At 37.6% G+C, this 16897-nt stretch carries 16 protein-coding genes; 13 read left to right on the top strand and 3 right to left on the bottom strand.

The features are described from left to right. The first annotated feature begins 1140 nt into the window (after positions 1–1140). From ACTYBU_RS20180 to ACTYBU_RS20170, 3 genes are all read left to right on the top strand, one after another. A complete protein-coding gene (locus tag ACTYBU_RS20180) occupies positions 1141–3642 on the top strand; it encodes a glycoside hydrolase family 31 protein (RefSeq protein WP_445492537.1) in 2502 nt (833 codons plus the stop codon). A 182-nt stretch (positions 3643–3824) separates the two neighbouring features. Continuing rightward, complete coding sequence (locus ACTYBU_RS20175; RefSeq protein WP_445492535.1) at positions 3825–4667, top strand: peptidylprolyl isomerase; 843 nt, start codon at positions 3825–3827, stop codon at positions 4665–4667. 312 nt (positions 4668–4979) lie between these two features. Next, the gene (locus ACTYBU_RS20170) at positions 4980–6200 is read left to right on the top strand and encodes an alkaline phosphatase (protein ID WP_445492534.1); all 1221 of its coding nucleotides are present in this window, start codon (positions 4980–4982) and stop codon (positions 6198–6200) included. 213 nt (positions 6201–6413) lie between these two features. On the opposite strand, the gene ACTYBU_RS20165 is transcribed toward ACTYBU_RS20170, so the two are convergent. After that, positions 6414–6803 (bottom strand): SLAP domain-containing protein, encoded by a 390-nt coding sequence (locus ACTYBU_RS20165; RefSeq protein ID WP_445492533.1) that lies wholly within the window; start codon positions 6801–6803, stop codon positions 6414–6416. Between the two features lie 69 nt (positions 6804–6872). After that, positions 6873–7175, bottom strand: coding sequence for a hypothetical protein (locus tag ACTYBU_RS20160; protein WP_445492532.1), 303 nt, complete (start codon positions 7173–7175; stop codon positions 6873–6875). 236 nt (positions 7176–7411) lie between these two features. On the opposite strand from ACTYBU_RS20160, the gene ACTYBU_RS20155 reads away from it, so the two are divergent. The 5 genes from ACTYBU_RS20155 to ACTYBU_RS20135 all read left to right on the top strand — a co-directional run bounded on the left by ACTYBU_RS20155 (position 7412) and on the right by ACTYBU_RS20135 (position 9550). Then, positions 7412–7819, top strand: coding sequence for a DUF2397 family protein (locus ACTYBU_RS20155; RefSeq protein ID WP_445492530.1), 408 nt, complete (start codon positions 7412–7414; stop codon positions 7817–7819). Between the two features lie 6 nt (positions 7820–7825). Then, positions 7826–7984 carry a hypothetical protein gene (locus ACTYBU_RS20150; protein ID WP_445492529.1) on the top strand — a complete coding sequence of 53 codons (159 nt, stop codon included), beginning with the start codon at positions 7826–7828 and terminating at the stop codon, positions 7982–7984. A 42-nt stretch (positions 7985–8026) separates the two neighbouring features. After that, complete coding sequence (locus ACTYBU_RS20145; protein ID WP_445492528.1) at positions 8027–8509, top strand: DUF2397 family protein; 483 nt, start codon at positions 8027–8029, stop codon at positions 8507–8509. Positions 8510–8535: 26 nt separating this feature from the next. Continuing rightward, positions 8536–8793, top strand: coding sequence for a DUF2399 domain-containing protein (locus ACTYBU_RS20140; protein ID WP_445492526.1), 258 nt, complete (start codon positions 8536–8538; stop codon positions 8791–8793). Between the two features lie 208 nt (positions 8794–9001). Next, entirely contained in the window at positions 9002–9550 is a 549-nt protein-coding gene (locus tag ACTYBU_RS20135; RefSeq protein ID WP_445492524.1) for a thioredoxin family protein, read from the top strand. A gap of 198 nt (positions 9551–9748) precedes the next feature. Here ACTYBU_RS20135 and ACTYBU_RS20130 read toward each other — a convergent pair whose 3' ends face one another. Further along, positions 9749–10045: a hypothetical protein gene (locus tag ACTYBU_RS20130; protein ID WP_445492523.1), complete on the bottom strand. Its 297-nt coding sequence runs from the start codon at positions 10043–10045 to the stop codon at positions 9749–9751. Positions 10046–10318: 273 nt separating this feature from the next. Here ACTYBU_RS20130 and ACTYBU_RS20125 point away from each other — a divergent pair, with 273 nt between their 5' ends. From ACTYBU_RS20125 to ACTYBU_RS20105, 5 genes are all read left to right on the top strand, one after another. Next, positions 10319–10801 (top strand): DinB family protein, encoded by a 483-nt coding sequence (locus tag ACTYBU_RS20125; RefSeq protein WP_445492521.1) that lies wholly within the window; start codon positions 10319–10321, stop codon positions 10799–10801. Between the two features lie 807 nt (positions 10802–11608). Continuing rightward, a complete protein-coding gene (locus ACTYBU_RS20120; protein WP_445492519.1) occupies positions 11609–12571 on the top strand; it encodes a tRNA dihydrouridine synthase in 963 nt (320 codons plus the stop codon). Between the two features lie 647 nt (positions 12572–13218). Then, positions 13219–14232 carry a LacI family DNA-binding transcriptional regulator gene (locus tag ACTYBU_RS20115; RefSeq protein ID WP_445492518.1) on the top strand — a complete coding sequence of 338 codons (1014 nt, stop codon included), beginning with the start codon at positions 13219–13221 and terminating at the stop codon, positions 14230–14232. Positions 14233–14507: 275 nt separating this feature from the next. Beyond that, positions 14508–15893 carry a sugar ABC transporter substrate-binding protein gene (locus ACTYBU_RS20110; protein WP_445492516.1) on the top strand — a complete coding sequence of 462 codons (1386 nt, stop codon included), beginning with the start codon at positions 14508–14510 and terminating at the stop codon, positions 15891–15893. A gap of 131 nt (positions 15894–16024) precedes the next feature. Further along, positions 16025–16882, top strand: coding sequence for a carbohydrate ABC transporter permease (locus ACTYBU_RS20105; RefSeq protein ID WP_445492597.1), 858 nt, complete (start codon positions 16025–16027; stop codon positions 16880–16882). The last annotated feature ends 15 nt before the right edge of the window (positions 16883–16897 follow it).

Below are 16897 nucleotides of genomic sequence, written 5' to 3'. Positions count from 1 at the left end.
GGAATAGTTAAGGTTGAGTAGTTGGATAGATTTATTTCAACCTATAACCTGCGCTCCTGCAGTTGATATTTGCTTTTTTTGATAAGGATTAAATGGCAATTATTAATTAGTTTAGAAGTTATTAAAAGATTTTTCAATTAATGCAGGAGATCTCAATCTGCAATTGAACTTCAACAAAATGGTTGAATATTACGAACAAATACGTATAGGATTATAAACAAAAGCGATGAGAGTGGTTTCTCATCGCTTTTGTTTATCCCACTCTTAACGGGCAGTAAGACCCCCACCTCGGGGATGCTGAGAAATCGAGGAAGCTAGGTGGGGGATAATTGCCCATAAAGGTCCGATAAGTTCAACTAACAATCAGTGGGGGATGAAGAAAACCCTCACTGATAGAAAGGTTCACTTTATATGTGTATCTTAGTTGATGAAAAATAAAAAGCTTCTTTTTATTGAACCAAAAATAGTTCAGTGGCTCTTAAAAAATGCAGTTATGAATTTTAAGCACTCAAAAAGTGATGATAATATTCTTTCTCTATCTAGTCTAATTTAATGTTCTTATCCTGAATTTCAAGGGAAAGTGCTTTATTTCGATGGAAAACAAAAAAAAATTCCCCCTTATAAGGATCTATACAAAAGTAACTGTATAAATCCTTTCTTTTACCATTAATTCCTTTTTGAGTAAAAAATATTTTTTTGGTGCTTTATTTCAATTATTAAACAATAAATAAGAGGTTGATATTTTAGAGCGACAGTTACTAGAGAATAAAGTCCTTTAGTTCTCTCGCTCTATATTTTTTCTAAGAGTATTCATTCATTGAATTAATCTAGTCGTTCCCTTTTCTATAGAAAAAGAAAAGGAATTTGAGCTAAGGTCAATAGCCACGCTAGTTTATTCATCATTTAAGAATGGAAGAAAACATGTTTTTCCAATTTTGAGAGCGTGTTCAAAGAATCATAGGAATTTTTTCCGATTGTTCCAATTTGTTAGAATTGTTAATTTAAAAATGAGCCGAAGAGAACCGGTTTATTTGGGTAAAGATCGTTAGAGTGGGGGAATATAAAAAATCGATTTTGTGTTGTCGATCTAGATTTATGAGCTTGATCGTTTTTAAATCAAAATAGAGAAGGAGAGCATTTATGAAACTAACGGAAAGACCGCTAGATAAAAGCAATCTGCAAAAGCCAATGACGGTGCAAGGAATTGAAAAGCTTGATAATGGAGTTAAACTGAATTTGGGACAACAGGACGCTTATATTCGCTTGTTATCTTCTGATATGTCTAAAGTATCCATTTTAAATAAAGGCGATAAAGAATTTAACTCTGTGAGCATCGCCAAAACCAAATGGGATAATCCAAATTTCCAAATTAAAGAAGACAACAAGAAGATACTTTTGGTGTCTGACAGCTTAACCATTGATATTCAGAAGAGTCCGTTTGCGATCAAATATTTAGACAAATCTGGAAATGTGATTAATGAAGATGGGGATCAAGGTGTTGGCTACGAAAACGGAAAGCCATACATATTCAAGAAAACGGATAAGAATGAAGCTTTCTACGGCTTCGGTCAGAAAATGGACGGATTAAACCATCGAGGCCAGGACATACGAGTGTATAACCGAGAAAATGATCAGACTCCAACATCTCAATATACGTTTTCTTCCTTTCCATTTTTTATCGGTTTAAAAGGCGATAAAGCGTACGGAATGTTCTTCGACAATACATATCGTTCCTATTATAATATGGCAAAAGAAAGCGACGATTACTATTACTTCTGGGCTGATGGTGGAAAACTAACGTATTATTTTATTAATGGACCAGAGATTAAAGACGTTGTGGATCGTTATACTGATTTGACAGGAAAGATGCAAATGCCTCCAGAATGGGCAATGGGTTTCCATCAATCCGCTTGGGGCTATCATCAAAAAGACGTGGAGCAAGTAGCTAAAACGTATCGAGAAAAGAATATTCCAATCGATGGTGTAATGCTTGATATCGAATGGATGGACGATTATAAAGACTTTATGTGGGGCTCCAAATTCCCTGATCCAGATGGAATGCATAAACGATTGCACGATTCAGGATTTCATTCAACAGCAATCATCGATCCGGCTATTCGTGTACCTGATCCTGGCCAACCGGAATACTTCTATTACACGGATGGAACGAAGAAAGATCTTTGGGTTAAAAATCCTGATGGCACGGACTATTTGGGAAAAGTTTGGCCTTGGGGAGTACCATCGAAATCCGTATTCCCGAATTTCTTACAGCAGAAAACCCGCGATTGGTGGGCTCAGCAGCATTCAACGATGTTTGATAGAGGAGTGGACGGCATTTGGAATGATATGAATGAACCGGCTAATTTTAGTACGAAAGACTATTGGACTTTACCGTTAGATACGGTTTTTGAAACAGACGAAGGCGTAAAAATGACGCATGAAGAAGCTCATAACATTTATGCCCATACTGAGGCACAAGCTACAGATGAGGCATTCAACACCTTAAAGCCAAACACTCGTCCGTTTATTTTGACACGTGCTTCATTTGCAGGATCCCAGCGTTACGCAACAGCTACATGGACTGGTGATAACTGGAGCAGATGGGAATTCTTAAGAGCATCGATTTTCCAAGATATGAATGTTGGTTTGGCAGGTTTCCCAATGGTCGGAAACGATATCGGCGGATTTGCGAAAAATCCTTATATAGGAGCTGTCCCTACACCAGAATTGTTTGCACGCTGGGTTGAGGTAGGTGCTTTTTATCCATTCTCTCGCGACCACTACAATAATGATGGAAAAAGTCCAATGGAGACAGACGCTAATCATAGTTTAGCTTGGCAAAGACAAGAGCCATGGCAGTTTGGCAAAGAAGTAGAGGACATCAGCCGTAAATACATTAATATGCGTTATGAACTGATGCCTTACCTGTATAACGCGTTCCAACGTGCACATGAAGAGGCAAGCCCAATTATGCAGCCGCTTGTATACCAATTCCAAGAGGATGCAAAAACACATAATATCCAAGATCAATTCTTATTCGGCGATTCGCTTATGATGGCACCGATTGTTAATGAAGGTGCAACGTCCCGTGACGTATATTTACCAGCAGGCGTAAAATGGGTAGACTATTGGTCAGGCGAGGAGTTTGATGGTGGACAAACGATTAAAAAAGAAGCCGATCTTGCAACTCTTCCAATCTATGTGAAGAAAGACTCGATTATTCCGCGCCGAGAAGTTCAGCAGCACACTGGTGAAAAACCGCTTACGAACTTGACGCTCGACACGTATCTTGAAAATGAAGCGATGTACAGCTTCTATGAAGACGATGCCAGTACAGAGGATTACACTAAAGGCGAATTCAACGTGACAAAATTTGAAGTAGAAAAGAAACGAAACAAGATTACATTTAAACAAAAACAAGAAGTAAAGAACTACAAAGATTCTAAGATTGAGCAATATACATTGAAATTAAATAATGTAGAAAAACCTTCTAAAATTCAAGCTGGTCGCAATAAGTATCAAGAAGTTGGTTCATTAGCTGACACACAAGGGAAAACAAATACCTTCTTCTATAATGCAAACACGAAGGTACTTTATGTAAGCATCCCAGCTGATGAGAAAAAAGAAGTACAAATTCGTTAATTTACAAGCAGCATAGGTTGAAGAGGGAACTAATGGAAATATTAGTTCCTTCTTAATATGCAGTTGTAAAATTATTCTGAAGAAAAGAATTTAACAACAATAATATAGTGAAAATGTGGGGCGTATTTCAATATCATTGTAGTAAAAAACAATGTAAATATACGATTAGGAGTGTTTAATAGATGAAAAAATGGTTGGCAACCCTTGGATTAGCAGCTGGAGTTCTTTCTCTTTCGGCATGTAGCGCCAGCAACTCAGATACGATCGTTCAATCAAAGGCAGGTAACATAACGGAAGAGGAATTTTACAACGAATTAAAGGATAAGGCTGGTTCCCAGGTTTTAAAACAAATGATTGGCATGATGCTTCTTGAAAAAGAATATAAAGTGACTGATAAAGAAATTACAGACAAAATAGCAGATTATAAAAAACAATCCGGAGGGGAGGAGGGCTTTAAACAGAAACTCGAGCAAAATGGGTTTAAGGATGAAAAGGAATTGAAAAAGTATGTTAAACAAGAATTGTTGGCAGAAAAAGCAGCAATAGACGGGGTGAAAATTACCGAAGCTGATGTTAAAAAAGAATTCGAGGACAAGTATAAAGAGGATATAAAAGCAAGTCATATTCTTGTCGCAGACGAAAAAACTGCGAAGGAAGTAAAGGAAAAGCTTGTTAAAGGAGAAGACTTTGCCAGTCTTGCGAACAAATATTCCATCGATACAGGTACGAAAGCGAATGGTGGCGATCTTGGCTACTTTGTTAAAGGAAAAATGGTTCCTGAATTTGATGCAGCTGCATTTTCACTTAAAATCAATCAAATCAGTAATCCAATAAAAACACAATATGGTTATCACATTATTAAAGTAACAGATAAGAAAACAAACAAATTAGAAGACAAAAAAGCTGAAATTGAAAAGGAACTAAAATTAGCAAAAGCACAGCCGCTTGAAGCAACTATTTCAAATCTTCAAAAAGAAGCAGACGTTACAATTAAAGATAAAGAGTTAGAGGATGTATTGAAGTAACCATTTTTAATGAATGGTTATGTAAATAGGTTTAAAAAGACGAAATAGTCAAACGTGTTTTGATTTTCATCGAAATACATTGGCTATTTTTGTTTGAATTTGAGTGCCTGTCCCTTAATGCTTTAAAGAACTGAGGGACAGGTACCACAAATGGACAAGTGGTGCCAGATCCCTTTTGCAACCTTTAATTTACCATCTATTTACAAATAGAAAATAATTCCATAATACTTGTCCTTTATAGTAGAGAACGTAAATAAGTGATAGAGGAGAGGTTCACATGGAAAAAAGAAAATAATCGCGGCAACTGCAGCATTGTCCTTAGCAGCATTAACAGGATTGGGTTTTAGTTATAATAAGGATGCAACAGCATCAGCATCCAGCCAATATGGCAAAGCGAAGAATGTGATTGTTTTTGTAGGAGATGGCATGGGAGCTGCCCATCGTGAAGCGATTCGTTTAGCTACTGTTGGCCAGAATGGAGAACTTGCCATGAATGCAATGCCTGTTTCTGGTGAAGTACATACAAGCTCCACTTCTGTTGTAATCGATTCAGCAGCAGCAGCAACTGCCATGGCTTCCGGTGTGAAAACATATAACGGAGCAATTGGAGTAGATGCAAAGAAAAAATCAGTGAAAACCATCTTGGAAATGGCAGATAAAGCTGGAAAATCAACAGGATTGGTCACAACAAGCCAAATTACGGATGCGACGCCAGCGGCTTTTGGTGCACATGTAACCGACCGTTCGAAACAGAGTGATATTGCAAAACAATATTTAGAAAAGAGCAAAGTGGATGTATTGCTGGGTGGAGGCGAAGATTTCTGGTATCCTGCAGGCAAAGCTGGGAAATACGAGGATCAGCCAGCTAAGGATCCAACTGAAAAAAGCAAAGGAACACAAGGCAATCTAGTAGATAAAGCGAAGAAGCTTGGATATAACTATGTAACAAATAAAAAAGATCTTGAAAAAACGAACAGTGGCAAAATTTTAGGTTTATTTGCCAATGAAGAAATGTTTGAGCAAAGAGAAGAAGGACAAGGCGATTTATACAATCCAGTCGTTCCTTTGCCTGAAATGACGAAAAAAGCAATTGATACCCTATCAAAAAATAAAAAAGGCTTTTTCTTAATGGTAGAGGAAGAAGGAACAGATGAATTCTCCCATGAAAACAATGCCGGAAAAATGATTAAAGCAGGACAACAGCTGGACAAATCGGTAAAAATAGCAAAAGACTATGCAAAAAAACATCGTGATACATTAGTTCTCGTTGTAGCAGACCATGAATGCGGAGGCCTTGTGATAGAAGATGTAAGCAGCAGCGATGAATCGGGAGATGGAATATCCAAAGAAGACGGACCGTTCAAAGTAGCGAAAAGTAATAATCAATTTACGATTGACTGGACAACTAGCGGACACGGTGGGGTTACCGTTCCATTAACAGCAACAGGAGCAAATGCTGAATTATTGGCAGGAAGCTATGAAAATACTCATATTTTTGATGCAATGAAAAATGCAATGGGGTTAAAGAAATAAAGTAAACTAACCATCAGTGGGGGTTCCTCATCCCCCACTGATGGTTAGTTGCACTTATCGGACCTTTACGGGCAGTTATTCCCCACCTAGCTTCTTCGATTTCTCGGCATCTTGTGGTGGGGATCTTACTGCCCGTTAAGATGTGATAAAGTTTAGTGTCAGACACCGAAAGTGGATATTTATCCTTTTCCGGTGCCTGACACTTTTTGTTGTTTAAAATGTTTCATCCACAATTTGCAAATATCCGTTCTGAAAGGATGGTTGTTGAAACAAGTTTTCTTTTGGAAAAATAAAAGTCCAAGGCATACTTACATTTGGCGAAAGAAGGATGGACGGAAATGAAAATACATGTTCAGCAATAAGTGCTTCATCCTCAAAATATTTTAGTTTAGTATGATCAAAAGGTAGCTTTTGATTGTTTACATTATGAATAAGGACGGTTACGAGTAAATCTCCTTTGTGATTGATTGCTTGCCAAAGAGGAGTAAATGAAACATTAGTGGTTTGAACGATTTCTGCTCTTTGGAATATTTCTTCAATTGATTTGCGATCCTTTTGCGAGATGGTTTTGTTCCATGCAGGCTCAAAGATTAGTTTTTGCATATGATTGTCTCCTAAGTAAGATGGATGTAGTTGCGGAAGCAATTGCTTGTAAATTTGCTTTGTTACCTATTATAGATAAGTAAAAGAAATTCTTGGTTCAGAATGGACAATAACTCGTCCTTCTATTTCTTCAAGGCCAACTCGAAACGTATAAGGATTACCAGGAATCGTAATGTCTGCAACGGTTTGCAATTCAAGATCATGCTTAGTGAGAATTTTATGATGGATATACAGATGTGTACCTGCGTGAAAACGACGCAGTATTTTTTTATGCTTTTCTTCACAGAATACAGCTTCATGTAAATTTTGACTAGTCAGCTCTTTTCCAATTAACGATCTCAGTCTATCTAAAATATCTGCTTTTTTAATCATTTATAACAATCCTTTCTGATGTCTGCCTTTCTATTATAAATAGTTGGATGTTTATTTGGTAGCAGGTGAATAGTTTTCTTTAAATTAGAATGGGTTTTGAAAAGCATGTAAGTTCTCTTGCTAGCAGGATTTATCCTCTGCCTTTTGGTTAAATGTAACATAATGCAGCTAATGACAGCGCCTGTTCCTTTCGTTACAATGAAACTATAAATTTGACATGATGAAGGATGATAGAAGTGGATGTTACTAGGAAAAGAGTAGTGGAGGCCAGTTATTTAACTGCTGACTCTGCTGCACATTTTCGAACTATTTTACGATATTTTTATCACCAGCATGAAAGAATGCGTGATTTTATTGCTCCAGAGGAGATTTTCGAACATACACGATCGATTCCAGCGTTTGCCGATTATGCAGAAGAGCAGCTTCACCAACAATTGGGACAGCTTGTGAAATGGAATAATCTAATAGCGAGACAGTATATGACAAATGCGAAGACGGTGGAGGAATACAAAAAGAAGCGATTTCGTTATCAATCTACCCCTTATACGATTGAAATTGAAAGAATGCTTGTTGTTCTAGAGAAAAAATCAGCTGATAATTTCCAAGGTTCATTGGAAAAACCGCAATTCGATCGTTTATTATAAGCGTTGGTGAATTTACAACAAGATATAGAAAAAGACTTAACAAAGCATGCAGAAGAATACATGCGGATTTGGGAAGATGTTTTTCGCTATTTCCAAACAATACGTACTAGTACCGCAGACTATACTGCTTATATTAATAGCGAACAAACGGATCAACGGATGTAGACAGATGCATTCTTAATCTATAAAAATCAATTTACAACGTATTTGCGAGATTTTATTGTATCTTTACAAAAAACATCTCTTCAAATTAGAGAAAGATTAAACGAACTCACCCCAATAAAATTAGAAAGCTATTTTCAAAAATTAATAGAGTACCGTAAGTCGATTCCTCGCTTAGAGGATGTCACTTCCACAACAGAAGAGTGGAAAAAGGAGTATATAGAATATTGGGGATCGCTAAGACAATGGTTTTTAGGATCGAGCATACAGCAAAGTGAACTCGAGGTTCTTCAATGGCAAACAAATGAAATGATTAGACGAATGACTAGATATGTACAGAGAATTGGAGAGAGGCAGCAGCATTTTAGAAGCAGGAAAAATGATTATTTGAAGCTTTCACAATGGTTTGCTAATTGTAAGCGGAATACGGAATTATTCGCGATGATTTATGGAATTTTGTTACTTGCCAAGGCTTGCTTGCTGCAAATTCGAAACATTCTATCCATCCCGTTTGGAAGACGGCTGTAGAGGAAAATACCGTCTTAAATATTCCGATGAAAGAGTTGGCAAAAGTAACAGAAGCTTTGCCAGCAACAGGCAATAAAGTGTGGATTGTAGAGAACTCCAGTGTGTGCTCAACCATTATGGACACTGTCTCCGACGCGCCAATCATCTGTACACATGGACAACTTCGAGCAGCAAGCTGGAGATTATTAGACCTGTTAACAGATGCCCATTGCACCTTATACTATTCAGGCGACTTAGATCCAGAAGGCATCCTAATCGCCGACCGGTATCATGCTCCTCCTTAAGGGGGAGTTCTTCATCATATTAGCAATCAAGTTCTCTTCAAGGGAAAGTGAAGGAGCGGTTCTTTAGCTTCCAATAGATACGAGTGCCAGGCACATTATATGGACAAAAGTAGGGGATTTCTTTGGGAATACCATTAACCTTATTCATCAATCCTTTCCTTTTATTATGGTATAGTAGGTCTAGAATAAAATTAATAGGAGGCTTTTCATGACAACATTAAATGAATGGTATGACAAGGGCATAACGATTGATGCATACATAGATGCCATGACAACAAACAAAGAGAACTTGCAAAAGATTTACGAAGGATTTGAGCTTCCAAGTGATGAAGCATTCTTCGATGAGCTGCGCCGAAAAGAACTGCGTGTCATTGTGCTTACAGAAGATTGGTGCGGAGATGCAATGATGAACGTGCCGATTTTATCAAAGCTGGCAGACAAAACGGGGATTCGAGCAAGTGTGCTTTTAAGAGATAGCAACTTAGAACTTATGGATAAATACTTAACAAACGGGACGGCACGCGCTATTCCAATCTTTGTCTTTATTGATAAGGAAGGAGAAGAGCAAGCAGTGTGGGGACCACGCGCACGTGAAGTACAAGCCTTTGTAACGGAACTTCGTGCAGATCTACCTGCCAAAGATGATCCAACATTTGAAGAAAAGCAACAAGCCGTTCATAAGAAAATCGTTGACGCTTATGTGAATAACAAGGATATGTGGTCATATGTATATACAAGTCTAAAAAGTAAATTATAATGGTAAGTGGGGGCAGAGCAACGAATGGTTGCTCTGCTCTATTACGTTCCTATCATTTAATTGATGCATTCTTCAGGGGTTGGTTCCAGTGCCTGTCACCATGTTTGCCTGTCTACCCCCTTATGGACAAAAGTAGGGAAAATGTCTTTTTGAGGTGCCTGTCACTTTTTTGAGAGGATTGTTGGTAGTAGGATAAATTTATTGCTTTTCATTTAAGTATTCTAGTACACTTTGATGTTGTTTTTGAATTGTAGAAACTTGTATAATTTCACTGCTTAATTCTGTTTTTGTTTCATCCAGTTTTTTCATTATGCTTCCGTAATAGAATCCAACCTCTTTTCGCATTTCATTCTGCTCAGCCATTAGCGCTTTTTGACCTTCATCCAAAGAACCAACTTTATCTTCCAATGAATCAAACTTACTTTCCAAAGAACTAAACCGATTGTCCAATGAATTTAATTGATTTACGATTTGCTTTAAGATCTCTTCCATCATACACACCTCCTTTATTTTAGTTTATCCCACTCTTAACGGGCAGTAAGACCCCCACTGATGGAAAGGTTCACTTTATTATAATCCTCGATTTCATTTATGTCTATCATGTCCGCCTTCGCAAAACTACTATATTTTATATAAGAAAAATATGAAAAAGTTAATCGTCAATTTATCCATAAAGAGGCAAGAAACGACATAAAGTCGGCTTTTTTTTATTCGAAATTGCAAAGGAACGGCTTGAGTAGCAGCAGTTAATCTTTTTTGCAAAGTTAAGTGCTTGTTCACCCCCATATGGACCAAAAAGTAGTTGAGGGAGTCAATCATTGGATAAAAAGATTACCAGAAGAGTACAACTCTATGTCTGAAAAAGAAATTTCTAATCGACCATTACCAAATAAATGGTCTAAAAAAGAGATTTTAGGACATCTATGTGACTCTGCCATAAATAATATGGAAAGATTTATAAAAATTCAATATGAAGAACCATTGTATGTTATTCAATCGTATAATCAAGACCAATGGGTAATCGTTCAGAATTATCAAAATAGACCACTTCATGAAATAGTAAACCTTTTTCAGACATTAAATAAGCAAATTGTTAATATTGTTAAGAATATTTCTAACGAGAAGTTATCCAACCTATGTGATATAGGAAATAATCAACATAAAACACTAGAGTGGCTTATACAAGATTATCTTGAGCATATGGAACACCATATTCATAATCAAATCTTAATTGAAAATAACGACTTATAAATTCAGTTCTTAGTAAAGGCGCGATTGTGAAACAAAAAGTAAAAAGGATGATACATATTAGTAAAATATGTATTACCCCTTATTTTTTATGACTTTTTACGATTTAGGTCTTGATAATTCTTTAAACAACTTCAGTTCTTTGTCACAGGGACGACCCGAAGGCACAACAAAACATAAAAAATTGGGAATTTTGTTTTCTACATTTTACACATTGTGAAGCGGTCGCGTGGTTGGAGCTGGTATAATAGAAAAGCAGTTGATATAGAAAAAACTATACCATCTGCTTTTTTGTTTATCCCACTCTTAACGGGCAGTAAGACCTCCACCTCAAGATGCTGAAGAATCGAGGAAGCTAGGTGGGGGACAACTGCCCGTAAAAGTCCGATAAGTTCAACTAACCATCAGTGGGGGATGAAGAAAACCCCCACTGATGGAAAGGTTCACTTTATAAAAATACCATTCAGGACCGATTTCGTTAAAATAAACATTGCCGATTTTCACAATAGTTTTTCACAAATTATAAATGTCCAAATGTACTTGTGTTTGATAATAAGTTATTAAGCATGATATAAGTATAAAAGAAGTGGAACATTTGGCTTTATCCCACTCTTAACGGGCAGTAAGACCCCCGCATCAAGTTTCCAAAAATCGAGGAAGATAGGTGGGGGATAACTGCCCGTAAAGATCCGATAAGTGCAACTAACCATCAGTGGGGTATGAAGAAAACCCCCACTGATGGAAGTTTACTTTATATTTTTTGTCCGAGAGTTTGAAGTTGTATCCATATTGAGAGGATTTGAGTTTGAAATGATAGATAATTTTTGGAGTGATTTACCACGACCATTTTTTGTACTTGCACCAATGGAAGATGTGACAGATGTTGTTTTTCGTCACGTAGTAAGTGAAGCCGGTCGACCGGATGTATTTTTCACAGAGTTTACAAACTCGGATAGCTATTGTCATCCAGAGGGCATGAAAAGTGTGCGTGGCCGTTTGATTTTTACAGAAGATGAACAGCCAATGGTGGCACATATTTGGGGGGATAATCCCGAATATTTCCGTCAAATGAGTATTGGCATGGCAGAGTTAGGATTTAAAGGCATCGATATTAATATGGGCTGCCCTGTACCTAATGTGGCATCGAGAGGGAAGGGTAGTGGCCTTATTCTGCGTCCAGACGTTGCGGCAGAACTTATTCAAGCAGCAAAAGCGGGCGGACTGCCTGTCAGCGTGAAAACACGACTTGGCTATAAGGATGTAAGTGAGTGGGAGGAGTGGCTAACGCATATTTTAAAACAGGATATTGCGAACCTATCTATTCATTTACGTACAAGAAAGGAAATGAGCGAAGTAGATGCGCATTGGGAGTTAATTCCGGAAATCAAAAAATTACGTGACCGTATCGCACCAAGTACGCTGCTAACAATCAATGGAGACATTCCTGACCGTCAAACTGGGCTGCAGCTTGCAAAACAATACGGTATTGATGGCGTTATGATCGGGCGAGGTATTTTTAAAAATCCTTTTGCTTTTGAAAAAGAGCCAAAAGAGCATAGCAGTAAAGAATACCTTGATCTTTTAAGACTGCAGCTTGATCTTCAAGATCAATACGCGGAAGCACTGCCACGTTCAATCACAGGGCTTCATCGCTTTTTCAAAATTTATGTCAAAGGATTCCGTGGAGCTGGTGAATTAAGAAATCAATTGATGAACACGAAATCAACAGATGAAGTGCGTGCATTGCTTGATAACTTTGGAAAAGAATGTTGATGGGACGGGGACAGTGAAATGATGTAACTCTCAAAAAGTTAGAGAAAAAATGAATCACATCAACTCATGTGTACTTATTTTATTCAGTTACAAGTTCCTTTGCAGCCTGCAACTTTTGTTTTGATAAAGTCTGTTTTCTGAAAAAAAAGGTCTTTTGTTATCATTCAACGTTGTTCTACCAGAATGTGCCGCTTGAGTCTATTTCTAAAAGGGTGGTGTTTTCACCAGTTCAGCGACAGCAACTAATTGAAAAAACGGCTTGATTGAAGTGGAAGGTGCGAGACTCCTGTGGGATTAGCGGGTAAGATGAGACCCCGCAGGCGCAAGCACCGAGGAGGCTCATCGCACGCCCCACGGAAAGCGAGTATCCTGAAACGGAAAGCAAGCCCCTATTCCTATGGGCGAAAATAATGTATTTTATTTTCCCTCTACTCGATTCGGAAAAATCGGCTTTTAAATTTGTGAAAGCGCCTACAACCGAAGAGAATCTGTCCAGATAGGATTATTTTATAGTATATAGCGAAGATCATTTGGAATGATTACCCATAATTTCATAAAATCTTAACATAGTTTTAACAACATCATCATGTAAGCGCGTTATGATAGATTGATGACATTATTAGATAGAGAAGGTCGGGGGTCGTTGTATGAGTTATACAATTATTGACATTGCTTCAAGGGCAGGGGTTTCTAAATCGACCGTTTCACGAGTGATCTCTGGCAACGGATATACGAGTGAACAAGCTCGGGAGAAGGTTTTGAAGGCGATTGAAGAGCTCCAATATAAACCGAATGGAGTAGCAAGGGCGATGGTTTCGCAAAAGACAAACAATATAGGCGTCATTATCTACCGGCAGCATCATCCTATCGCATCTCACCCTTTTTATGGAAAAATACTAGATGCGATTCTACTTAAGGCGGAAAGTCTGAACTACTCAGTATTTGTCACAACTGATAGGGAAATGTCTTTAAGGTCTGCTGATTTCATGCATGAAAAAAGGGTTGATGGACTTATATTAATCAGCCGGCTGAGTCAAGAAGTGATAGGCCACATTGAAAGCTTTCAGGTTCCTTATTTAATTGTGAATGGAACGACTGACAAGAGTGACGTCATCCAAATCGTCAATCAAGACTATAAAGGTGGAGCGATGGTTGCAGAGTATTTGTATCAATTAGGTCATCGCAATGTTTTTGTGATCGCTGGTCCTCAAGCTCACCGAAGTCACTTGCTCCGATTGCAAGGCTTTTGTGAGAGGTTCAAGGAACTGGGTGTTGAGGTTTTATCAAAAAATATTTATTATTCTCCGACTTCGGCTTATGAAGATGGCTATAAGGGACTCCATCAAATTTGGCCGCAATTCATCGGACAAAGACCAACAGCTATTTTTGCAACAAACGATATGCTAGCGATGGGTGCTGTGAGAGTCTTATTAGAAAAAGGAATAAAAATCCCTGATGAAATAGCAGTAGCTGGCTTTGATAACATCGATTATGCGAGCATGTGCTATCCTCCTTTAACAACAGTTCATGTTGAGAAAATGAAAATGGGAGAGGATGCAGTTACCTTGCTTGATCGTCTTATTAAAAAAGACACGGTAGAACCTTTGTGTATGGAATACGAACCTAAGCTGTTCGTTCGATCATCGACTCAAGGTGGGTGATTTCTAATTTCTTTTTATCTTCTCCCTCTATAAATTAGTAAGCTCTAAAAATTAAGAAAGTTAATATTTCAAATACATACTTTTACATGAACTTAAAATTCTCATAATAAGAGCTAAACATATCTTCTGTACATTTATACATATAACGGGGACAAGCAAGACATAAAACAAATTGAGAAAGTTTTGGTGTGGGAACGTTCCCTTAATTTTCAATTCCCCCCTTTCTTTTATGGGAACGTTCCCTTTTTTTACAAAATAACACAGAGGTGAGAAGGATGAAGAAAAAGGCAGTTGGTATCTTATCTACAGTTGTTCTAGGTATAGGAGTTCTTGCAGGATGTGCTCAAGAAAGTAAGCCTGCTGAAAGTGAATCGAAAGAACCAGAAACAGTGATTATTGAGGCACAAACAGCTGGTCAAGAATTAACTCGTGTAGAAAATCTAGTAAAAGCAGCTGACAAATTAAATGCAGAGCTTAAGGAAGATGGGAAAAATACACAAGTAAAAGTCGAAACAAAATCCTTTGATGGTAGCTGGGAAGATTATGCTAAGCAATTTATCCTTGCGTTTAAAGCAAAAAAAGAGCCGGATATTTATGCAACAGGTCATGAAAATCTTGGTTGGCTAGCAGATGGAAACTACATTCTTCCTTTAGATGATCTAAAGAAATCAAAGGAATATAAGGATGTATTCCCTACTCTTTGGAAAGCTGTTTCTTATAAAGATAAAGTTTGGGGTGCTTTGCAGGATACGGAAGCTCGTCCGGTTTTCTACAATAAAGATATTCTAAAGGAGCTTGGATGGAGCGAAGAGCAAATTAATAAGCTTCCGGAAATGGTTAAAAAGGGAGAATTTACCCTTGAAGACATGACCAAAACAGCTGAAGAAGCGGAGAAAAAAGGGCTAGTGGAAAATGGAATTGGTCACCGTCCAGTAGATGGTCCTGACTTTCAATATATCGCCTATAATTTTGGCGGAAAAGTTTATGATGAAAAAGACAATAAAATAGTTTTTGATAAAGATGCCGTTTCAAAACAATTAAACTACTATGATGAACTTGCACAGAAAAAATTACTTCCTGAAAATTTAACAACGATGGAATGGAACAATGTGCATAAACTGATCGTCAATGGAAAAATCCTATTTTACTATGGCGGGATTTGGAACGTATTTAACTGGAGCCAAGATAATTTCCATGAGCAACTTGGAAAAGTAGATGCAAAATGGTCAAATGAGCATTTCGGGATGATGCTAATTCCAGCTGCTGAAAAAGGTGGAAAACCACTAACATTATCTCACCCGTTTGCTTATACAGTTTCTTCACAAACGGAACATCCAGAGTTAGTAAAACGTTTATTAGAACTAGTTTCAAATCCAGCTCTTCAAACAGAGCATAACGTAAAAACCATGCATCTTCCTGTAACAAAAGCAGGTGCTGAGGATCCAAATTTCAAAGCAGATATCACTTTAGGTAGTGTTGCTTATATGTCTGACTATACAACATTCCTTCCGAATCATGAAGCATACCCTAAGTATTCAAAAGCGGTATTTAACGCGATTCAAGCTGTTGAGTTAGGAAAGAAAAAACCTGAAGATGCTATGAAGGATTTAGAAACTCAATTGAAAAACGATCTTGGTGATCAATTGAAAATCCAAGAATAAGGATCGTTTGCTTCAAAAAAAGATACTTAACAAAAACAGCTGGCTCTTAGCATATGTCTGCTAGGGGCTGCTTTTTCAAGGAGGGTTAGCATTTGGGAACCTTTATTCATAAATGGAAGCTGCCTGCCATCATGTTGGGACCTTTCTTCCTTTTAATTACCCTGTTCTTTTTTATTCCTGTTCTTTTAATCGCTATTTTGGCGTTTACTGGGATGGATTCTGCCATGCGATGGGAATTTAACGGTTTATTGAATTTTAAAAAGTTAATAAGCGACCCGAATATTTGGCTTGTTTTAAAAAATACGATCGTTTATGTGGGATTTACCTTATTAATTAATGTGTTTTTTGGTTTAGCTTTAGGGATCTTGACAACTTATTTTATTCAGAAGGATTCTGTGGGTCTTATTTTTCGGACGATTTGGATGCTGCCTCGTATTTCTCCGCCGGTAGTGTATATTTTGCTTTGGTTATGGTTTTTTGACCCAAGTGAATACGGAGTATTAAATAGCTTGAGAGCCCTTTTTGACATGGCGCCAGCTGAATGGCTGATTTCTCATCCGATGGAGGCGATTATTGTAGCTAATGGATTCATTGGAGCTTCATTCGGAATGATTATTTTTTCATCGGCGATCAAATCCATTCCACAGGATTTGTTTCAAGCGGCAAGAGTGGACGGTGCTTCACAATGGTCAATCATTAAAGATATTATTATTCCGTCGATTCGCTGGCCTCTTATGTTTGTAACGATTTGGCAGTTTTTATCCTTATTAACATCGTATGAATATATCATCTTACTGACAAAGGGCGGTCCATTATTTGAAAGTGAAGTACTGGCTTTGTACTCCTATCATAAAGCCTTTCAAAATTTTGAGTTTGGCTATGGTTCGGCTGTTTCGTTAGTACTTGTGATCCTTGCTTTACTCTTTACTTTTATTATGTGGAGATGGTTTGGGCTGAAAAAAATGCTTGGTTCTTCAAGAATTGAGTAGGAAAGGAGACTTAAA

The sequence above is a fragment of the Niallia sp. 03133 genome (assembly GCF_052663225.1).
This window is presented reverse-complemented; position numbering and strand designations above follow the sequence as displayed.